At 61.7% G+C, this 17,667-nt stretch carries 18 protein-coding genes; 12 read left to right on the top strand and 6 right to left on the bottom strand.

Annotated elements, in window-relative coordinates:
* The first annotated feature begins 49 nt into the window (after positions 1-49).
* The 3 genes from ACP691_RS14405 (at position 50) to ACP691_RS14395 (ending at position 1,879) form a co-directional block, all read left to right on the top strand.
* The gene (locus ACP691_RS14405; protein ID WP_426151106.1) at positions 50-454 is read left to right on the top strand and encodes a YkgJ family cysteine cluster protein; all 405 of its coding nucleotides are present in this window, start codon (positions 50-52) and stop codon (positions 452-454) included.
* 87 nt (positions 455-541) lie between these two features.
* On the top strand, positions 542-991 hold the full coding sequence (locus tag ACP691_RS14400) for an NfeD family protein (protein ID WP_426150520.1): 450 nt from the start codon (positions 542-544) through the stop codon (positions 989-991).
* 27 nt (positions 992-1,018) lie between these two features.
* Positions 1,019-1,879 (top strand): SPFH domain-containing protein, encoded by an 861-nt coding sequence (locus ACP691_RS14395; RefSeq protein WP_426150522.1) that lies wholly within the window; start codon positions 1,019-1,021, stop codon positions 1,877-1,879.
* A gap of 57 nt (positions 1,880-1,936) precedes the next feature.
* Here the strand turns inward: ACP691_RS14395 and typA are convergent, their stop codons facing one another.
* Positions 1,937-3,745, bottom strand: coding sequence for a translational GTPase TypA (gene typA / locus ACP691_RS14390; RefSeq protein WP_040260129.1), 1,809 nt, complete (start codon positions 3,743-3,745; stop codon positions 1,937-1,939).
* A 123-nt stretch (positions 3,746-3,868) separates the two neighbouring features.
* Positions 3,869-5,323: a tRNA uracil 4-sulfurtransferase ThiI gene (gene thiI / locus ACP691_RS14385; protein ID WP_426150525.1), complete on the bottom strand. Its 1,455-nt coding sequence runs from the start codon at positions 5,321-5,323 to the stop codon at positions 3,869-3,871.
* A 321-nt stretch (positions 5,324-5,644) separates the two neighbouring features.
* Here thiI and glnA point away from each other — a divergent pair, with 321 nt between their 5' ends.
* From glnA to ntrC, 6 genes are all read left to right on the top strand, one after another.
* Positions 5,645-7,051, top strand: a complete 1,407-nt coding sequence (gene glnA / locus ACP691_RS14380; RefSeq protein WP_040260132.1) for a glutamate--ammonia ligase — start codon at positions 5,645-5,647, stop codon at positions 7,049-7,051.
* Between the two features lie 177 nt (positions 7,052-7,228).
* Positions 7,229-7,792 carry a chorismate mutase gene (locus ACP691_RS14375; RefSeq protein ID WP_426150527.1) on the top strand — a complete coding sequence of 188 codons (564 nt, stop codon included), beginning with the start codon at positions 7,229-7,231 and terminating at the stop codon, positions 7,790-7,792.
* A 77-nt stretch (positions 7,793-7,869) separates the two neighbouring features.
* On the top strand, positions 7,870-8,394 hold the full coding sequence (locus ACP691_RS14370) for a DUF4124 domain-containing protein (protein ID WP_426150529.1): 525 nt from the start codon (positions 7,870-7,872) through the stop codon (positions 8,392-8,394).
* On the top strand, positions 8,391-9,017 hold the full coding sequence (locus tag ACP691_RS14365) for a DUF4124 domain-containing protein (protein ID WP_426150530.1): 627 nt from the start codon (positions 8,391-8,393) through the stop codon (positions 9,015-9,017). Before ACP691_RS14370 ends, ACP691_RS14365 begins: the two co-directional genes overlap by 4 nt.
* A gap of 260 nt (positions 9,018-9,277) precedes the next feature.
* Positions 9,278-10,363, top strand: a complete 1,086-nt coding sequence (gene glnL, locus ACP691_RS14360; protein WP_040260135.1) for a nitrogen regulation protein NR(II) — start codon at positions 9,278-9,280, stop codon at positions 10,361-10,363.
* Entirely contained in the window at positions 10,360-11,796 is a 1,437-nt protein-coding gene (gene ntrC, locus ACP691_RS14355) for a nitrogen regulation protein NR(I) (RefSeq protein WP_040260137.1), read from the top strand. The genes glnL and ntrC overlap by 4 nt, the downstream gene beginning before the upstream one ends.
* Before the next feature lie 560 nt (positions 11,797-12,356).
* On the opposite strand, the gene ACP691_RS14350 is transcribed toward ntrC, so the two are convergent.
* Entirely contained in the window at positions 12,357-12,803 is a 447-nt protein-coding gene (locus ACP691_RS14350; protein WP_426150533.1) for a hypothetical protein, read from the bottom strand.
* On the opposite strand from ACP691_RS14350, the gene trmL reads away from it, so the two are divergent.
* Positions 12,802-13,257: a tRNA (uridine(34)/cytosine(34)/5-carboxymethylaminomethyluridine(34)-2'-O)-methyltransferase TrmL gene (gene trmL, locus ACP691_RS14345; RefSeq protein WP_426150535.1), complete on the top strand. Its 456-nt coding sequence runs from the start codon at positions 12,802-12,804 to the stop codon at positions 13,255-13,257. The two genes, ACP691_RS14350 and trmL, sit on opposite strands and share 2 nt — an antisense overlap.
* Positions 13,258-13,362: 105 nt before the next feature.
* Here trmL and secB read toward each other — a convergent pair whose 3' ends face one another.
* Genes secB through ACP691_RS14330 form a run of 3 tightly spaced genes read right to left on the bottom strand, consistent with a single transcriptional unit; the run spans position 13,363 to position 14,552 of the window.
* Entirely contained in the window at positions 13,363-13,848 is a 486-nt protein-coding gene (secB, locus tag ACP691_RS14340) for a protein-export chaperone SecB (RefSeq protein ID WP_426150538.1), read from the bottom strand.
* A 36-nt stretch (positions 13,849-13,884) separates the two neighbouring features.
* Positions 13,885-14,136, bottom strand: coding sequence for a glutaredoxin 3 (grxC, locus tag ACP691_RS14335; RefSeq protein WP_426150540.1), 252 nt, complete (start codon positions 14,134-14,136; stop codon positions 13,885-13,887).
* Positions 14,137-14,138: 2 nt separating this feature from the next.
* Positions 14,139-14,552 (bottom strand): rhodanese-like domain-containing protein, encoded by a 414-nt coding sequence (locus ACP691_RS14330; protein WP_426150542.1) that lies wholly within the window; start codon positions 14,550-14,552, stop codon positions 14,139-14,141.
* A 192-nt stretch (positions 14,553-14,744) separates the two neighbouring features.
* On the opposite strand from ACP691_RS14330, the gene gpmI reads away from it, so the two are divergent.
* Positions 14,745-16,280, top strand: coding sequence for a 2,3-bisphosphoglycerate-independent phosphoglycerate mutase (gene gpmI, locus ACP691_RS14325; RefSeq protein ID WP_426150545.1), 1,536 nt, complete (start codon positions 14,745-14,747; stop codon positions 16,278-16,280).
* An 87-nt stretch (positions 16,281-16,367) separates the two neighbouring features.
* A complete protein-coding gene (locus ACP691_RS14320) occupies positions 16,368-17,636 on the top strand; it encodes a murein hydrolase activator EnvC family protein (protein ID WP_426150547.1) in 1,269 nt (422 codons plus the stop codon).
* The last annotated feature ends 31 nt before the right edge of the window (positions 17,637-17,667 follow it).

The following is a 17,667-nucleotide window of genomic DNA, read 5'->3' as shown; positions in this document are numbered from 1 at the left end:
CGGTGCCGGGGACGGGTATGATCGCGCGCCCGACTCCAGATACACCACCATGAAACCGACCCTGATCGCCGCCGCCGAGCTCGACCGCCTGGAAACCTGGCAGAAGTACGCCAGCCACATGTGCGGCGGCTGCAATTCCAGTTGCTGCACCCTGCCGGTGGAGGTGCGCATCAAGGACCTGATTCGCATCGGTGTCGTGGACGAGTTCGAAAAGGACGAGCCCGCCAAGAACGTCGCCAAGCGCTTGCAGAAGGAAGGCATCGTCGAGCGCTTCAACCAGAAGAGCGGGATCTTCACCCTGGCGCGCATGAGCAATGACGACTGCCTGTACCTGGATCGCAAGAGCCGCCTGTGCACCATCTATGACAAGCGCCCGGATACCTGTCGCAACCATCCCCGGATCGGTCCGCGCCCAGGCTACTGCGCCTACAAGCCCAAACCCCTGAGCCGCTGATCCGCTAACACCCTGAAATCCGCCAACCCTACCCAAAACGATGGGAAGGCTTCACTATGAGGCTCTCTTTGGGTTGTGAGCACTGGCATGGACATTCAGTGGTGGTATTGGGCAGTAGGCGGGACGGTGCTGGTTCTGCTCGAGCTGCTGGTCGCTTCGTTTTTCATCCTATGGTTCGGAATCGCCGCGCTCCTCGTGGCCGCGCTGGTCTGGGCGTTGCCTGGTCTCGGCCTTGGTCCGCAGTTGCTGGCCTGGGGGGCGGCATCGGTGCTGCTTACCCTGCTGTGGTTCAAGGTCCTGCGCGCCAACGTCCAGGGCGGCCCGCAATGGTCCGCCGCCGACGCCCTGGGCGAGGTAGGCCTGCTGACCAGCCAGGTCACGCCATTCCAGCGTGGCAAGGTCCGCTTCCAGAAACCCCTGCTGGGCGCCGAGGAATGGCCATGTGTCGCCGATACCCGCATCGAGGCCGGTGACCGGGTGCGGGTAATGGCGGTGGAAGGCAACCTGGTACGCGTCGGCCCCGCCTCTTCAAGTTGATATTCGTCTACGGAGCAAGGAGTTCCCATGAGCGCCACCCTCGTCATCCCCCTCATAGTCTTGATCTTCATCGTGGTCACCATCGCCAAGGGCGTGCGGCTGGTGCCCCAAGGGCAGGAATGGATCGTGGAGCGGCTGGGGCGCTATCGCGTCACCCTCAAACCAGGCCTGAACTTCCTCATTCCCTACATGGATACGGTTGGCTACAAGATGAGCACCAAGGATCTGATCCTCGACGTGCAGCAGCAGGAAGTCATCACTCGAGACAACGCCGTTCTCCTGGCCAACGCCCTGTGCTTCGCCAAGATCACCGACCCCACCAAGGCCGCCTACGGCATCGAGGACTACGACCAGGCGGTACGCAGCCTGACCATGACCAGCCTGCGCTCCATCATAGGCGGCATGGACCTGGACGAAGCGCTGTCCTCCCGGGACAAGATCAAGGCGCTGTTGCGCGAAGCCATGGCCGAGCAGACCATCGACTGGGGCATCACCATCCGCTCCGTGGAAATCCAGGACATCAAACCCTCGGAATCCATGCAGCGTGCCATGGAGCTGCAAGCCGCCGCCGAGCGGGAGCGCAAAGCCACGGTCACCCGTGCCGAGGGCGCGAAAACCGCGGCCATCCTCGAAGCCGAGGCCAGGTTGGAATCGGCCAAGCGTGACGGGGACGCACAAGTGACCCTGGCCAATGCGTCAGCCCAGGCCATCGAGCGGGTGAAAACAGCCATCGGCACCGACACCGGCCCCATGGTGTATCTGCTGGGCGAAAAGTACATCGGCGCCATGGAGAAGCTGGCCGCCAGCGCCAATGCGAAGACCATCGTGCTGCCAGCGGATATCCAGGACACCATCGGCGGGCTGATGGGGCGCGCCAAGCGGGCCTGATTCGCGGGCGTAAAAAAACCTGCCACCTTGCGGGGGCAGGTTTTTCAACCGCAGGGCTTACTTGGAAGCGCGCTTACGCTCGTTCTCGTTCAGCACTTTCTTGCGCAGGCGAATCGACTTCGGAGTCACCTCTACCAGCTCGTCATCATCGATGAATTCCAGAGCCTGTTCGAGGGTGAACTTGATCGGCGGAACCAGGGCGATGGTTTCGTCCTTGCCCGAAGCACGCATGTTGTCGAGCTTCTTGCCCTTGGTGGGGTTGATCACCAAGTCATTGTCACGGCTGTTGATACCGCACAGCTGGCCTTCGTAGATTTCCTGCCCAGGCTCGAGGAACAGCTTGCCGCGGTCCTGCAGGGTTTCCAGCGAGTAGGTCAGTGCCTTGCCGGTAGCCATGGATACCAGTACGCCGTTCTGGCGGTGGCTCACTTCACCTGCCTTGATCGGGCCGTAGTGGCTGAAGGTACCGGTGAGGATGCCGCTGCCGGAGGTCATGGTCAGGAAGGCGTTACGGAAGCCGATCAGGCCGCGTGCCGGAATGGTGTATTCCAGGCGAATACGCCCCTTGCCATCCGGAACCATGTTGCTCAGGTCGCCCTTGCGCAGGCCCATCTGCTCCATCACCGCACCCTGGTGCTGTTCCTCGATGTCGATGGTAACGGCTTCGTAGGGCTCCTGCTTCTCGCCGTCCACTTCCTTGATGACCACCTCAGGGCGGGAGATGGCCAGCTCGAAACCTTCGCGACGCATGGTTTCGATCAGTACCGAGAGGTGCAGCTCGCCACGGCCGGAGACCTTGAACTTGTCGGCGCTGTCGGTTTCCTCGACGCGCAGGGCAACGTTGTGCAGCAGTTCCTTTTCCAGACGCTCCTTGATGTTACGGCTGGTGACGAACTTGCCTTCCTTGCCGCAGAACGGCGAGTCATTGACCTGGAAGGTCATGCTGACGGTCGGCTCGTCCACGCTCAGCGCAGGCAAGGCTTCCACGTTTTGCGGATCGCACAGGGTGTCGGAAATGAACAGCTGGTCCATGCCGCTGATGCACACGATGTCGCCCGCTTCGGCTTCTGGAACCTCGACGCGCTGCAGACCGTGGTGACCCATCAGCTTGAGGATGCGGCCGTTGCGCTTCTTGCCTTCGGCGTCGATGGCGACCACAGGGCTGTTGGCCTTGATACGGCCACGGGTGATACGGCCGATGCCGATCACGCCCAGGAAGCTGTTGTAGTCCAGTGCCGAGATCTGCATCTGGAAGGGCCCTTCGGCGTCGACCTTCGGAGCCGGTACGTGATCCAGGATGGCCTGGAACAGCGGGTCCATGTTGTCGGCCATTTCGGACGGGTCGTTACCCGCGATACCGTTCAATGCGCTGGCGTAGATGACCGGGAAGTCCAGCTGGTCTTCAGTGGCGCCCAGGTTGTCGAACAGGTCGAAGACCAGGCCCAGGACTTTGTCCGGGTCGGCGCCTGGGCGGTCGACCTTGTTGATGACCACGATCGGACGCAGGCCGGCCTTGAAGGCTTTCTGGGTCACGAAACGGGTTTGCGGCATCGGGCCGTCCTGGGCGTCGACCAGCAGCAGCACCGAGTCCACCATGGACATCACGCGCTCTACCTCGCCGCCGAAGTCGGCGTGGCCGGGGGTGTCCACGATGTTGATGTCGTAGCCGTTCCACTTGATGGCGGTGTTCTTGGCCAGGATGGTAATGCCGCGTTCCTTTTCCTGGTCGTTGCTGTCCATCACGCGCTCGTCGTTCAGCTCTTTGCGGTCCAGGGTGCCGGACAGCTTCAGAAGCTTGTCGACCAGGGTGGTTTTACCATGGTCAACGTGGGCGATGATGGCGATGTTACGAAGATTGTCTCTCACAGGGCATATCTCGATGATGAATTCGGTGGGGCCGGCTAAACGCGACGGCCGGTCAAACGACGCGATTACACTGGCCGGTCGGGAGGGCGATGGCGGATGCTCCCGCCATTGAGCCCCGGGACTTTATGCCGGACGATAAACGCGCACATTGGCGTGCCCCTCGCTTAGCAGGTGATGAGCATGCAGCCTGCTCATGACACCCTTGTCGCAATACAACAGGTATTGCCGGGCAGGATCCAGGTCCTTGAACCGGCTGTTCAGTGCATAGAAAGGCACGGCCCGTACCTCTACCCCTTCGACGGCAAGGGGTTCGTCCTCCTGCGCGTCTGGGTGGCGGATGTCCAATACCACATGGCCAGCCAGGGCCTCGCTCACCTCTTCTACTTCAACCGCCTGCCCCAGCTCTTCGATCACATGGTCGATAGACACCAGACGCGCGCGGGCCAGGGCGTTTTCCAGTACCGCCATATCGAAGCGCTGTTCTTCGCGCTCGATACGGTAACCACGGGCGCTGGTGGTGGGGTTTACCGAAATCACGCCACAGTATTCCGGCATGTGCTTGGCGAAATCCGCGGTACCGATGGCGGTGGCCGTGTCGATGATGTCCTGCTTGTGGGTAGCCAGCAATGGCCGCAACACCAGGGTGGGCGTGACCGAATCGATCACCGCGAGGTTGGTGAGGGTCTGGCTGGACACCTGGGAAATGGCTTCGCCGGTCACCAAGGCGTTGATCTCCAGGCGCTTGGCCATCTGGCTGGCCGCCCGCAGCATCATGCGCTTGAGGATCACGCCCATCTGGCTGTTGTCCACCTTGGCCAGGATTTCTCCGACCACTTCCTCGAAGGGAACACTGATGAACAGCACGCGGTGGGAGCTGCCGTATTTTTTCCACAAGTAATGCGCAACTTCCATCACCCCGAGTTCATGGGCACGCCCACCAAGGTTGAAGAAGCAGAAATGGGTCATCAGGCCACGGCGCATCATCTGGTAGGCGGCGACCGTGGAATCGAACCCTCCGGACATCAGTACCAGGGTTTGCTCCAGCGCGCCCAGGGGGTAGCCGCCAAGGCCAGTGTGCTGGCCGTGGATGACGAACAGGCGCTGGTCACGGATTTCCATCCGCACCTCTACCTCGGGGTGCTTGAGGTCGATGCCGGCCGCGCCGCATTGCTGGCGCAGTTGGCTGCCCACGTAGCGGTCCACGTCCATGGAGCTGAAGACATGCTTGCCGGCGCGCTTGCAGCGCACGGCGAAGCGCTTGCCAGGCAGCAGGTGGCCGAAATGCGTCTTGCACTTGGCGACGATGTCGTCGAAATCACCGAGGGGGTATTCATCCACCTGCAGGAAATGCGCGATACCCGGGGTGCAGGTCAGCCGCTCGATGATTTCCCTGAGGACCTTGCCGTCGGTGATCTGCGTCTGAACCTCAAGGTTATCCCACACCCCGGCCACGGCGATATTCGGGTCCAGATCCCGGACCACCACCCGGATGTTCTTGGCCAGCTGGCGAATGAACTGCTTGCGCACTGGCCGGCTTTTTATGGTGATTTCGGGGAAGACTTTGACGATGAGTTTCATGAACAGCGCGCGCCATGGCCCAGCTGGAAAAAAGGGGCGGCATTATAGCGGAAACTGTTCAACCTTTGACCAACTATCTGTCGAAAGCCAGGCAAGCACCGATTTGGAACACTTTTCCGGCACTTCGCCCCATTAAAGGGCATCGAAATCTTGAGAGGCTACCGTAAGTGCCGCCAATCCAAGGATTTTTGCCACCGTGCCCATCTCGGGGCACTGGCATGCAAATTGCTCCCTTGTGAGGCAGGTTGCCTTGGCCGAGTATGCGGCGGCAGCACTGTATCCAGGGGCGCAAAGCACGTTCCTATCCACCCGGAGGACAACATGTCGAAGTCGGTTCAACTCATCAAAGATCATGACGTTAAGTGGATTGATCTGCGCTTCACTGACACCAAAGGCAAGCAGCAGCACGTCACCATGCCGGCTCGCGACGCCCTGGACGAGGATTTCTTCGAACACGGCAAAATGTTCGATGGCTCCTCCATCGCCGGTTGGAAAGGCATCGAAGCGTCGGACATGATCCTGCTGCCCGATGACGATACCGCTGTGCTGGACCCCTTTACCGAAGAGCCCACCCTGATCCTGGTCTGCGACATCATCGAGCCGTCGACCATGCAGGGCTACGATCGCGACCCACGCGCCATCGCCCACCGCGCCGAGGAATACCTCAAGTCCACCGGCATCGGTGACACTGTATTCGTAGGCCCGGAGCCTGAGTTCTTCATCTTCGATGAAGTGAAGTTCAAGTCGGACATCTCCGGCTCCATGTTCAAGATCTTCTCGGAACAGGCCTCCTGGATGACCGACCAGGACGTGGAAGGCGGCAACAAAGGCCACCGTCCAGGCGTCAAGGGCGGCTACTTCCCGGTTCCACCGGTCGACCATGACCACGAAATCCGTACCGCCATGTGCAACGCGCTGGAGGAAATGGGCCTGACCGTCGAGGTTCACCACCATGAAGTGGCGACCGCTGGCCAGAACGAAATCGGCGTCAAGTTCAACACTCTGGTGAAGAAGGCCGACGAAACCCAGACCCTGAAGTACGTCGTTCACAACGTGGCCGATGCCTACGGCCGCACCGCGACCTTCATGCCCAAGCCCCTGTACGGCGACAACGGCTCGGGCATGCACGTGCACATGTCCATCTCCAAGGAAGGCAAGAACACCTTCGCGGGTGAAGGCTATGCCGGCCTGTCCGATACCGCGCTGTACTTCATCGGCGGCATCATCAAGCATGGCAAGGCCCTGAACGGCTTCACCAACCCGTCGACCAATTCCTACAAGCGACTGGTGCCCGGCTTCGAAGCACCGGTAATGCTGGCCTACTCGGCTCGCAACCGCTCCGCGTCGATCCGCATTCCATACGTGTCCAGCCCCAAGGCTCGTCGTATCGAAGCACGCTTCCCGGACCCGGCCGCCAACCCTTACCTGGCCTTCGCCGCGCTGCTGATGGCCGGCCTGGACGGCATCCAGAACAAGATCCATCCTGGCGACGCCGCCGACAAGAACCTGTATGACCTGCCGCCGGAAGAAGCCAAGCAGATCCCGCAGGTCTGCGGCAGCCTGAAGGAGGCCCTGGAAGAGCTGGACAAGGGTCGTGCCTTCCTGACCAAGGGCGGCGTATTCTCCGATGACTTCATCGACGCCTACATCGAGCTCAAGTCCGAAGAAGAAATCAAGGTCCGTACTTTCGTGCACCCACTGGAATACGACCTGTACTACAGCGTCTGATCCAAGCGCCGCGCACATGAGGCCTCCTTCGGGAGGCCTTTTTCATGGCCAGGAATCCGGCCGCCCGACGCCAACCATCGTTTTTCCGAAAAAACGCAGGGGCGCGAGACCCACACTGGCCCCAAGGCCGCTTTGCTGGCATAACGAGGCTCTGAACAACAAGGGAGCGTTCCGCCAATGCAAAAGTTTTCCGCCTTCTGCCTCGCCTTGGGCACCAGCCTTTATCTGAGCGGCGCAATGGCCGCTCCGGCCTCTTCAGCACCTGCCGAACTGCCAGCGTTGCTCGGCAGCATCGAGCAGCGATTGAACATTGCCGATCAGGTCGCCCTGAGCAAATGGGATAGTCACAAGGCCGTGGAAGACCGTGCCCGCGAACGGGAAGTGATTGCCGGCGCCGTCGTCAAGGCTGCGCAATACAAGCTCGAACCTGCGTTCGTGGAGCAATTCTTCGCCGCCCAGATCGAAGCCAACAAACTGGTGCAATATGGGTTGCTCAATGACTGGCGCGTAGCTGGACAGGCTCCGGACAGCCCACGGCCTGATCTGGTCGGGCAGATTCGCCCGCAGCTGGACAAGCTTCAAATCGCCCTGATGGAACAGCTCGCCGCATTCGCCTCATACCGCTCGACCGCGGACTGCCCGCAATGGATTGCACAGGCGATCAATCAGGGCGAGCGTGACGACCTGCACCGTCTTGCTCTGATTCGCGCCACCGGCGAGCTGTGCCTGCCAGCCCACTAGCCACTGCCGGGCAAGGCGGCCTAGGCTATGCTGTCAGGGCCGCCGGGCCTGTCATCCTGTCAATCCGAGTAGTCGCCATGCGCCGCGCCTTACTGTTGTGCTTGCCCCTCGTCTGCGCCTCGGCCCATGGGCAGATCTACAAGTACACCGACGCCAATGGCAATACGGTGTATTCGGAGCAACCGCCCCCTCCAGGTCGGACGGCACAGCCGCTCAACCTGCCGCCGCTCAATAGCGTGCCAATGCCCAAGGGCGCGCCTCCCCCGGCGCCCGCAACTCAGGCGCCAGCCATCGATCCAGCGCCGCCCGCCGCCTATTCGGTTCTGGAGCTGACCGACGTCCCGGCCGACGGCGCTATCCGCGCCAACAACGGCACTTTCGACGTCGGCGTGAGCATCCAGCCGCGGCTGGCGGCTGGCCACCTCCTGCAACTCGTACTAGACGGTGTTGCCTACGGTACGCCGGGCAATGTTCCTCGCCTGCAACTCGTGAATGTGGATCGAGGCCAGCACAGCCTGGCCGTCCAGGTACTGGCTGGGGCCGAGGTGTTGCAATCGAGCACCCCCCGAACGATCCATGTACTGCGGGTCAGCGCTCCATGAGAGCGCTGGCCTTGGTTTCATTGATCTTCTTCAGCGGGCTGGCCTGGAGCCAGGTGTATACCTATGTGGATGCCCAGGGAAACCGGGTCTATACCGACCAACCCCGCAAGGGCGCGACCCCGGTAAAGGTCCCGGAGGGCAACCGCATAAGCCCACCGCCTGCCAAGGCCGCCGCTTCCGCACCAGCAGCTCCGCCGGGTGCTGCCAGGCCGATACGACCAGCCCGAATGGTCCACTATGAAATGTTCCGCATCCTGGTGCCGTTGCCCGAGGCATCAGTGGTACATGCCAGCGGAGAAATGATCGTCACGCTCACCAGCGAGCCAGGACTGGCCGAAGGGCATGCCTACCGCGTTATTCTGGACGGCGCACCCGCCTCGCAGCCCAGTGCAAGCCCAGTCGTTCCATTGCAGAACGTAGACCGCGGCGCTCACCTGCTGTCAGCGGAAATCCTCGATGCCCAGGGAACGGTGGTCGAACGCACCCCGGCGCAACCTGTGTACATGAAGCGTGCTTCCCTCGCGCAGAAACGTCGGGTAAGGCCCTGCAAGGAAGCTGACTACGGTGTTCGTCCAGAATGTCCACTCAGTGACAAACCCGCAGACGATGACGAAGGCAGCTAAAACCAGGCATTCAAAGCCGCGCACCTTTATAGTGCTCTCCATGCACCTGGCTGTCTTTCATGTACCAAGGTGGCGCAGCCCAGCAGGTTAATGAGCTGAATTGGCAAGGGCCTGCCTGCTTTTCGTAGGCATCGCGCTTCTTTTCGGCGCCTGGTTTGAATTTTGCATTTTCCTGGCATCAGTGGAGCGCAGGCCGTGCCCGCCCCGCACCTAGACCGCGCCCTTGGGTCGCGACGTGCCAAGAGAGGTCAAGGATACGCATGACCATCAGTGATGCGCTGCACCGGCTGTTACTGGATAACCTGACAACCGCCACCATTCTTCTCAACGCTGAACTGCGCCTGGAATACATGAACCCCGCAGCTGAAATGCTGCTGGCAATCAGCGGCCAGCGCAGCCATGGCCAGTTCATCAGCGAATTGTTCACGGAGTCCGCCGAAGCCCTCAATTCCCTGCGGCAGGCGGTCGAACATGCACACCCGTTCACCAAGCGCGAAGCCATGCTCACTGCCCTGACAGGGCAGACCTTGACCGTCGATTATGCGGTGACGCCTATCCTGAGCCAGGGCCAGACCCTGCTGTTGCTGGAGGTCCACCCACGTGACCGCCTGCTGCGGATCACCAAGGAAGAAGCCCAGCTCTCCAAGCAGGAAACCACAAAGATGCTGGTGCGCGGCCTGGCCCATGAAATCAAGAACCCCCTGGGTGGCATCCGGGGCGCCGCGCAGCTGCTGGCCAGGGAACTGCCGGAAGAAAGCCTTCGCGATTACACCAACGTGATCATCGAAGAAGCCGATCGCCTGCGCAATCTGGTAGACCGCATGCTCGGCTCCAACAAGCTCCCTTCATTGGCCATGACCAACATCCATGAAGTATTGGAACGCGTCAGCAGCCTGGTGGACGCGGAAAGCCAGGGCGGCATCGCCCTGCTGCGAGACTACGACCCTAGCATCCCGGATGTGCTCATCGACCGTGAACAGATGATCCAGGCGGTGCTCAATATCGTACGCAACGCCATGCAGGCCATCAGCGAAGACAAGGAGCTGCGACTCGGCCGCATTACCCTACGCACCCGTGCCATGCGTCAATTCACCATAGGCCATACTCGTCACAGACTCGTTGCCAAGATCGAAATCATCGACAACGGGCCAGGTATCCCCCCCGAACTCCAGGAAACCATCTTCTATCCCATGGTCAGTGGCCGCCCGGACGGAACCGGCCTTGGCCTGGCCATTACCCAGAACATCATCAGCCAGCACCAGGGGCTGATCGAATGCGATAGCCATCCTGGCCAAACCATATTCTCGATCTTCCTGCCGCTGGAACAAGGAGCCGCTTCGTCATGAGCCGTAGTGAAACTGTATGGATCGTCGATGACGACCGTTCCATCCGCTGGGTATTGGAAAAGGCGCTACAGCAAGAGGGCATGACGACCCAGAGCTTCGATAGCGCCGACGGGGTCATGAACCGCCTGGCTCGCCAGCAGCCGGACGTGATCATCTCGGACATCCGCATGCCTGGCGCCAGCGGGCTGGACTTGCTGGCCCGCATTCGCGAGCAGCACCCCCGGCTGCCGGTCATCATCATGACCGCGCATTCGGACCTGGACAGCGCCGTGGCGTCCTATCAGGGCGGCGCCTTCGAGTACCTGCCCAAGCCGTTCGACGTGGACGAGGCCGTGTCGCTGGTCAAGCGCGCCAACCAGCATGCTCAGGAACAACAAGGCATGGAGGCCGTCCCGACCCTCACCCGCACGCCAGAGATCATTGGCGAAGCGCCGGCCATGCAGGAAGTGTTCAGGGCCATCGGGCGCTTGAGCCATTCCAACATCACCGTATTGATCAATGGCGAGTCCGGCACGGGCAAGGAGCTGGTGGCCCATGCCCTGCACCGCCACAGCCCACGGGCGGCTTCACCTTTCATCGCCTTGAACATGGCGGCGATTCCGAAAGACCTGATGGAATCGGAGCTGTTCGGGCACGAGAAAGGCGCCTTCACGGGCGCGGCCAACCTGCGCCGCGGCCGCTTCGAGCAGGCCGACGGGGGCACCCTCTTCCTGGACGAAATCGGCGACATGCCCGCCGACACCCAGACCCGGCTGCTCCGGGTATTGGCCGACGGCGAGTTCTACCGCGTAGGTGGGCACATTCCGGTGAAGGTGGATGTACGTATCATCGCCGCTACCCACCAGAACCTGGAAAACCTGGTCCACGCTGGCAAGTTCCGGGAAGACCTGTTCCACCGGCTCAACGTCATTCGCATTCACATCCCGCGCCTGTCGGACCGTCGAGAAGACATCCCCACCCTGGCCCGCCACTTCCTCAGCCGAGCCGCCCAGGAGCTGGCGGTGGAACCCAAGCTGCTCAAGGCCGAGACGGAAGAGTACCTGAAGAACCTGCCCTGGCCGGGCAACGTGCGCCAGCTGGAGAACACCTGCCGCTGGATCACGGTCATGGCCTCCGGGCGGGAAGTGCATATCTCGGACCTGCCACCTGAGCTGCTGAGCCTGCCTCAGGACGCCGCGCCTGTGACCAACTGGGAACAAGCCCTGCGCCAGTGGGCAGACCAGGCGCTGGCACGCGGCCAGTCCAGCCTGCTGGACAGCGCGGTGCCCAGCTTCGAACGCATCATGATCGAAACCGCGCTCAAGCACACCGCCGGTCGCCGTCGGGACGCCGCGGTATTGCTGGGTTGGGGGCGCAATACCCTCACTCGCAAGATCAAGGAGCTGGGAATGAAGGTCGACGGGGGCGAGGAAGACGACAGCGACGAGGCCTGACCGGGCCCGTATCGATAGCCCCGCTCCGGCGGGGCTTTTTCATTCTGCCAGGCCTGATTGCCGACCCGCTATCGCCTGAGCGAATGGCCAGGGCGTTAAGGTCATAACCTGGGCATCCGCGCTTGGGTACGCTCCAGCGCCAGCGTCCACGGGCTATTCGAGCCTCTCATTTGTGCACGCCCCGGCCAGCTGCACCGCGGCAATGCGCACCCTTTAGGCGGGACGCGAGCGTCCGCAACAGACATCAGATCTGAAGCAAACCCGCCCTATAGAAAAAATATCATGCGAATCAGCAACCTATGAGGATCAGGTAGGCAGACCGGGCGCTCATCGCAAAACTGGCACGCCCTCTGCAATGACACCTACAACGGTTTCGGGGGCTTTGGTACAGGCAGGCCGGGGTTCCCCTCTTTACACCAGGGCGCCGTCGCAGACGGGCCTTTTTTTCAGGGGCAGCGGTACAGGCAGGCTGCTGCTCCTTCTTTACACCGGGCCAGGCGTCACGCCGAAGCCCGCCCCTTTCGGGGACCTTGGTACAGGCAGGCCGGGGCTTCCCTCTTTTATTCGTCCTGGAGGCTGATATGCAGCCTCCATTGGCCTTGCGCTTCGGCCCCTTCCCATTGGGCTCGCAGCTGGCGGGCCGCGATGATATTCAGCAGCAAACCCCGGTCGGTATGGCGCAGCGTCCACTTGGCCTGACGGCCGTGGAGTTCCAATTGGCCCTGCAATTGTGGCCCGCTGGCATCGAAAAGAATCGCTACCGCCCCGTCCACTACCTCCCCATGCACCTGAGGGGCATGATCGAACCATAGGTTCATTTCACCGCCGGCCAGCAACTCTACCCGATCGAAGGCGCTACGGCCTGGGTCAACCAGCTTGCCGATCATCATGCCCACCAGCAGCCCCAACAGCGCCAGCGCGCCGAGAAAGCGTGGCCAGAAGGAGGATCGTGGCGGCAGCGCTTCGGCGCTAGAATGCTGCCCGTCGTTCGTATCGGAGCCGCGCATGTTTCACGTCATCCTGTTTCAACCGGAAATTCCACCCAATACGGGCAACGTTATCAGGCTCTGCGCCAATAGTGGCTGTCAGTTGCACCTGATCGAGCCCCTGGGGTTCGAACTGGACGACAAGCGCCTGCGCCGCGCCGGCCTGGACTACCACGAGTATGCCCCGCTACAGCGTCACGCGGATCTCGCCAGCTGCCTGGCCAGCCTGGGTCAGCCGCGAGTGTTCGCCTTCACTACCAAAGGCTCCCAGCCCTTCCACGATGTAGCATTCGAGCCCGGAGACGCTTTTGTGTTCGGCCCGGAGAGCCGCGGTCTGCCACCAGAGGTGCTGGACAGCTTCCCCAGCGAACGCCGTCTGCGCCTGCCGATGCGCCCCAACAGCCGAAGCCTCAACCTGTCCAACACCGTAGCCATCGCGGTGTACGAGGCCTGGCGGCAACAGGGGTTCGCCTGAAAGGAAGCATCTGGGTTCAGCCGCTTATGAGCTCGCTTGAAAACAAAACCCCCGCTTCAGTAGGCGGGGGTTCAGTCGACAACGCCGTTCAGCGGTAACGCTTACTCAAGCCTGAGGCGCTTCGCCAGCTTCCTGCATACGCTGCAGCTCTTGGGCGTACAAGGCATCGAAGTTGACCGGTGCCAGCATCAGGGCTGGGAAGGAACCACGGGTCACCAGGCTGTCCAGGGTTTCTCGGGCATAGGGGAACAGGATGTTGGGGCAGAATGCGCCAAGGGTATGGCTCATGGCGGCGGCATCCAGTCCCTTGATCATGAAGATGCCGGCTTGCTGCACTTCAGCGATGAAGGCCACTTCCTCGCCGTTCTTCACGGTAACCGAAAGGGTCAGGACCACTTCATGGAAGTCGCTGTCCAAGGCCTTCTGCCGGGTGTTCAAGTCCAGGGAAACGCTTGGCTCCCACTGCTGACGGAAAATGCCAGGGCTTTTCGGCGCCTCGAAGGACAGGTCGCGAACGTAAATGCGCTGCAAAGAGAATTGAGGCCCTTCGGCTTCTTCGCTGGCTGCGCTGTTGGTAGCTTGATCGGTCATGGCAGATCCTTCTTGTAGCGTTCGGTAGGGTAGGTTTCAGCGCAGCAACGGGTCCAGCTTGCCCGCCCGCTCCAGCGCGTAGAGATCGTCGCAGCCGCCTACATGCAGGTCGTCGATCCAGATCTGCGGAACGGAGGTGCGTCCGGCCTTTCTGGTCATCTCGGCGCGCAGCTGAGGCTGGCCATCGACGCGGATTTCCTCGAAATCCACACCCTTGCTGGCCAGCAAGGCCTTGGCTCGAGTGCAATAGGGGCACCAGTCACTGGAATAAACGACGATCCGGGGCATGGTCACTTCACCAGGGGAAGGTTGTCGGCACGCCAGCTGGATACGCCGCCGGCAAGTCTGGCGGCGGTATGGCCGCTCTTGAGCAGATCACGGCACACGGCGCCGGCATGCTGGCCCATGGCGTCTACGATGATGAGGGTCTTGCCCTTGTGCCTGTCCAGCTCCGCAGCGCGGGCCTGAAGCTTGTCCTGGGGAATGTTGATGGCGTCCACGATGTGGCCACCGGCAAAATCCTTCTTGGCACGGATGTCGATGACCACGGCTTTGTCGGCGTTGACCAGCGCGGTGAGCTCACGCGGGCTGAGGCTACGCCCGCCCCGGCTGCTTTCAAGCACCAGCAGCAGTACCAGCAGAATGATGAAAAGACCAACGAGCAGGTAGTGATTGGTGGCGAATTCCAGCAAGTGAGCGACCATCGACAGCTTCCAGAGCATGAAAAATGGCGGCCAGTATACACAGCGGCCGGGCGCGGCCAAAGCCCACCGGGCGCCTGTTTCATGGAACCGGGCGGGGGTTGCGAGGTCTGCAGCAGCGCGCTTCGATATTCAAGGCGGGGCGAATTGACCTAAGATACTTCCTTTATCCTCTGACAGCCGCGAGTGGGAACCATGACAGCCACGCCGAAACCTCTGGTCCTGATCATCCTGGACGGATTCGGGCATAGCGATAGCCATGAATACAACGCCGTCTTCTCCGCCAGAAAGCCTAACCTGGACCGGCTGTTGCAAACCCATGCCCACGGACTGATTTCCGGCTCCGGCATGGATGTGGGCCTGCCGGATGGCCAGATGGGCAACTCCGAGGTAGGCCACATGAACCTCGGTGCCGGTCGTGTGGTGTATCAGGACTTCACCCGGGTCACCAAGGCCATTCGGGACGGCGAGTTCTTCCACAACCCCACCATCTGCGCGGCGGTCGACAAGGCCGTCGCGGCGGGCAAGGCCGTGCATGTGATGGGCCTGCTCTCCGACGGCGGTGTGCATAGCCACCAGGACCATATCGTGGCCATGGTCGAGCTGGCGGCGCGCCAGGGCGCGGAGCGCATCTACCTGCATGCCTTCCTCGATGGCCGTGATACCCCGCCCAAGAGTGCTGAAAGCTCCCTTGCCCTGATGGAAAGCACTTTCCAGCGTTTGGGCAAAGGCCGCTTCGCCAGCCTGATCGGTCGCTATTTCGCCATGGACCGGGACAACCGCTGGGATCGGGTCAGCTCTGCCTACAACCTGATCGTCGACGGCACAGCTGAATATCATGCCGCCACGGCCCAGGAAGGCCTGCTGGCCGCCTACGAGCGCGGCGAGAGCGACGAATTCGTCAAGGCCACCACCGTGGGCGAGCCTGTGCGGGTGGAAGACGGCGATGCGGTGGTGTTCATGAACTTCCGCGCCGACCGTGCCCGCGAGCTGTCCCGCGTTTTCGTGGAAAACGATTTCACCGACTTCGAGCGCAAGCGCCAGCCCAAGCTGGCCGGATATGTAGGGCTGACCCAGTATTCGGCCAAGATCCCCGCGCCTGCGGCTTTTGGCGCCAGCAGCCTGAACAACGTGCTAGGCGAATACCTGGCCAAGAACGGCAAAACGCAGCTACGCATCGCCGAAACCGAAAAATACGCCCACGTGACCTTCTTCTTCTCCGGTGGCCGTGAAGAGCCCTTCGAGGGCGAAGAGCGCATTCTCATTCCTTCGCCCAAGGTCGCCACCTACGACCTGCAGCCGGAAATGAGCGCGCCGGAAGTGACCGACAGGATCGTCGATGCCATCGAGCACCAGCGCTATGACGTGATCGTGGTCAACTATGCCAACGGCGACATGGTCGGCCATAGCGGCATCTTCGAAGCGGCGGTAAAGGCGGTGGAATGCCTGGATACCTGCGTGGGCCGTATCGCCCAGGCACTGGAAAAGGTGGGCGGCGAAGCGTTGATCACCGCCGACCATGGTAACGTCGAGCAGATGGAAGACGAATCCACTGGCCAGGCCCATACGGCTCACACCACCGAGCCGGTACCCTTCATTTATGTGGGCAAGCGCCCACTGAAGGTGCGCGAGGGCGGTGTGCTGGCAGACGTGGCGCCTACCATGCTCAAGCTGCTGGGCCTGGAAAAGCCTGAGGAAATGACCGGCACCTCCATCCTGGTCGAGGCCTGACCATTCGAGGGCGCGCATGGCGCGCCCTTTTGCTTGCCAGCCTCGCCGGGCATACTAGGCCCCTCTTTCTTCGGTGACCCTCCACCAATGCTCCGCACCCTTGCCTTTCTTGCCCTCGCCGCCCTGACGCTTCCCGCCTACGCCGACGACCGCAGCCAAACGCAGCAGCAGATCGAAGCGACCCGCCAAGACATTGTCGAGTTGAAGAAGGTGCTCACCCAGCTTCAGCAGGCGCGTAGCGACGTGCAGAAGGACCTGCGCGGCACTGAAGTGGAGATGGGCAAGCTGCAGAAACAGGTAGACCAGCTTCAGCAGCAGCTCAAGGACACCGAGAGCGAGCTCCAGCGTCTGGAAACCCAGAAAAAAAAACTCCAGAGTTCGCGCCTTGAACAGCAAAAGCTGATTGGCATCCAGGCACGCGCCGCTTATCAAAGCGGCCGCCAGGAATACCTCAAGCTGCTGCTCAACCAGCAGAACCCTGAACAGTTCACGCGCACGCTCACCTATTACGACTACCTGAGCAAGGCTCGGCTCGATCAGCTCAAGGCGTTCAACGAAACCCTGCGTCAGCTGGCCGAGGTTGAGAAGAACATCCAGTTGCAACAGGCCCAGTTGCTGGTGCAACAAGGCAACCTCGATGAGCAGCGGGCGCAGCTCGATAGCGTGCGCAAGGACCGCCAGGCAGCCCTGGCCAAGCTCAACGATGACTACAAGGCCCGCGACCAGAAGCTGCAGCAGCGTCAGCAAGACCAGGCTGACCTGCAAAAAGTGTTGGCCACCATCGAGGAAACCCTCGCTCGCCAGGCCCGCGAAGCCGAGGAAGCCCGGCGCAAGGCACTGTTGGCGCAACAGGAAGAAGAGCGCAAGCAGCGTGAGGCCGCCCAGGCAAGCAACACCCCACCACCGCCACGCAGGGCGCAGCCGCAGATCAGTGTACGCACGGGCGAGACCTTCGGCGGCGCTTTCGCCGCCGCTCGTGGAAAACTTCCATGGCCGGTCGATGGTCGATTGTTGGCGCGCTTCGGTGAAACCCGCGACGATGAACGCACCCGCTGGGACGGCGTGATGATCGGGGCAGCCGCCGGAAGCGCGGTGCATGCTGTACATGGCGGTCGTGTGGTATTCGCGGACTGGCTGCGTGGCGCCGGCCTGCTGGTGATTCTCGACCATGGGGACGGTTACCTGAGCCTGTACGGGCATAACCAGACGCTGCTCAAGAGTGCCGGAGACGTGGTCAAGGCTGGAGAAGCCATTTCCACGGTGGGCACCAGCGGGGGCCAGGATACGCCCGCGCTCTATTTCGCCATTCGCCAGCAAGGTCGGGCCACCGACCCTGCACAATGGTGCCGCGGTTGATGCGGCGCTGCTCAAACAGGATCAGGAGTTC

Origin of the sequence: Pseudomonas sp. DC3200b2 (assembly GCF_049895785.1) — a bacterium.
Taxonomy (GTDB): Bacteria; Pseudomonadota; Gammaproteobacteria; order Pseudomonadales; family Pseudomonadaceae; genus Aquipseudomonas; species Aquipseudomonas massiliensis.
Note: the sequence above shows the minus strand (reverse complement) of the source record. Positions and strands in the feature narration are given on the sequence as shown.

Excerpts from the sequence above, each read along its gene's own strand:
- ACP691_RS14405 (WP_426151106.1), top strand. The coding sequence starts at position 50 with ATGAAACCGACCCTGATCGCCGCCGCCGAGCTCGACCGCCTGGAAACC.
- ACP691_RS14400 (WP_426150520.1), top strand. The coding sequence starts at position 542 with ATGGACATTCAGTGGTGGTATTGGGCAGTAGGCGGGACGGTGCTGGTT.
- ACP691_RS14395 (WP_426150522.1), top strand. The coding sequence starts at position 1,019 with ATGAGCGCCACCCTCGTCATCCCCCTCATAGTCTTGATCTTCATCGTG.
- thiI (WP_426150525.1), bottom strand. The coding sequence starts at position 5,323 with ATGAAACTCATCGTCAAAGTCTTCCCCGAAATCACCATAAAAAGCCGG.
- glnA (WP_040260132.1), top strand. The coding sequence starts at position 5,645 with ATGTCGAAGTCGGTTCAACTCATCAAAGATCATGACGTTAAGTGGATT.
- ACP691_RS14375 (WP_426150527.1), top strand. The coding sequence starts at position 7,229 with ATGCAAAAGTTTTCCGCCTTCTGCCTCGCCTTGGGCACCAGCCTTTAT.
- ACP691_RS14370 (WP_426150529.1), top strand. The coding sequence starts at position 7,870 with ATGCGCCGCGCCTTACTGTTGTGCTTGCCCCTCGTCTGCGCCTCGGCC.
- ACP691_RS14365 (WP_426150530.1), top strand. The coding sequence starts at position 8,391 with ATGAGAGCGCTGGCCTTGGTTTCATTGATCTTCTTCAGCGGGCTGGCC.
- glnL (WP_040260135.1), top strand. The coding sequence starts at position 9,278 with ATGACCATCAGTGATGCGCTGCACCGGCTGTTACTGGATAACCTGACA.
- ntrC (WP_040260137.1), top strand. The coding sequence starts at position 10,360 with ATGAGCCGTAGTGAAACTGTATGGATCGTCGATGACGACCGTTCCATC.
- trmL (WP_426150535.1), top strand. The coding sequence starts at position 12,802 with ATGTTTCACGTCATCCTGTTTCAACCGGAAATTCCACCCAATACGGGC.
- ACP691_RS14350 (WP_426150533.1), bottom strand. The coding sequence starts at position 12,803 with ATGCGCGGCTCCGATACGAACGACGGGCAGCATTCTAGCGCCGAAGCG.
- secB (WP_426150538.1), bottom strand. The coding sequence starts at position 13,848 with ATGACCGATCAAGCTACCAACAGCGCAGCCAGCGAAGAAGCCGAAGGG.
- grxC (WP_426150540.1), bottom strand. The coding sequence starts at position 14,136 with ATGCCCCGGATCGTCGTTTATTCCAGTGACTGGTGCCCCTATTGCACT.
- ACP691_RS14330 (WP_426150542.1), bottom strand. The coding sequence starts at position 14,552 with ATGGTCGCTCACTTGCTGGAATTCGCCACCAATCACTACCTGCTCGTT.
- gpmI (WP_426150545.1), top strand. The coding sequence starts at position 14,745 with ATGACAGCCACGCCGAAACCTCTGGTCCTGATCATCCTGGACGGATTC.
- ACP691_RS14320 (WP_426150547.1), top strand. The coding sequence starts at position 16,368 with ATGCTCCGCACCCTTGCCTTTCTTGCCCTCGCCGCCCTGACGCTTCCC.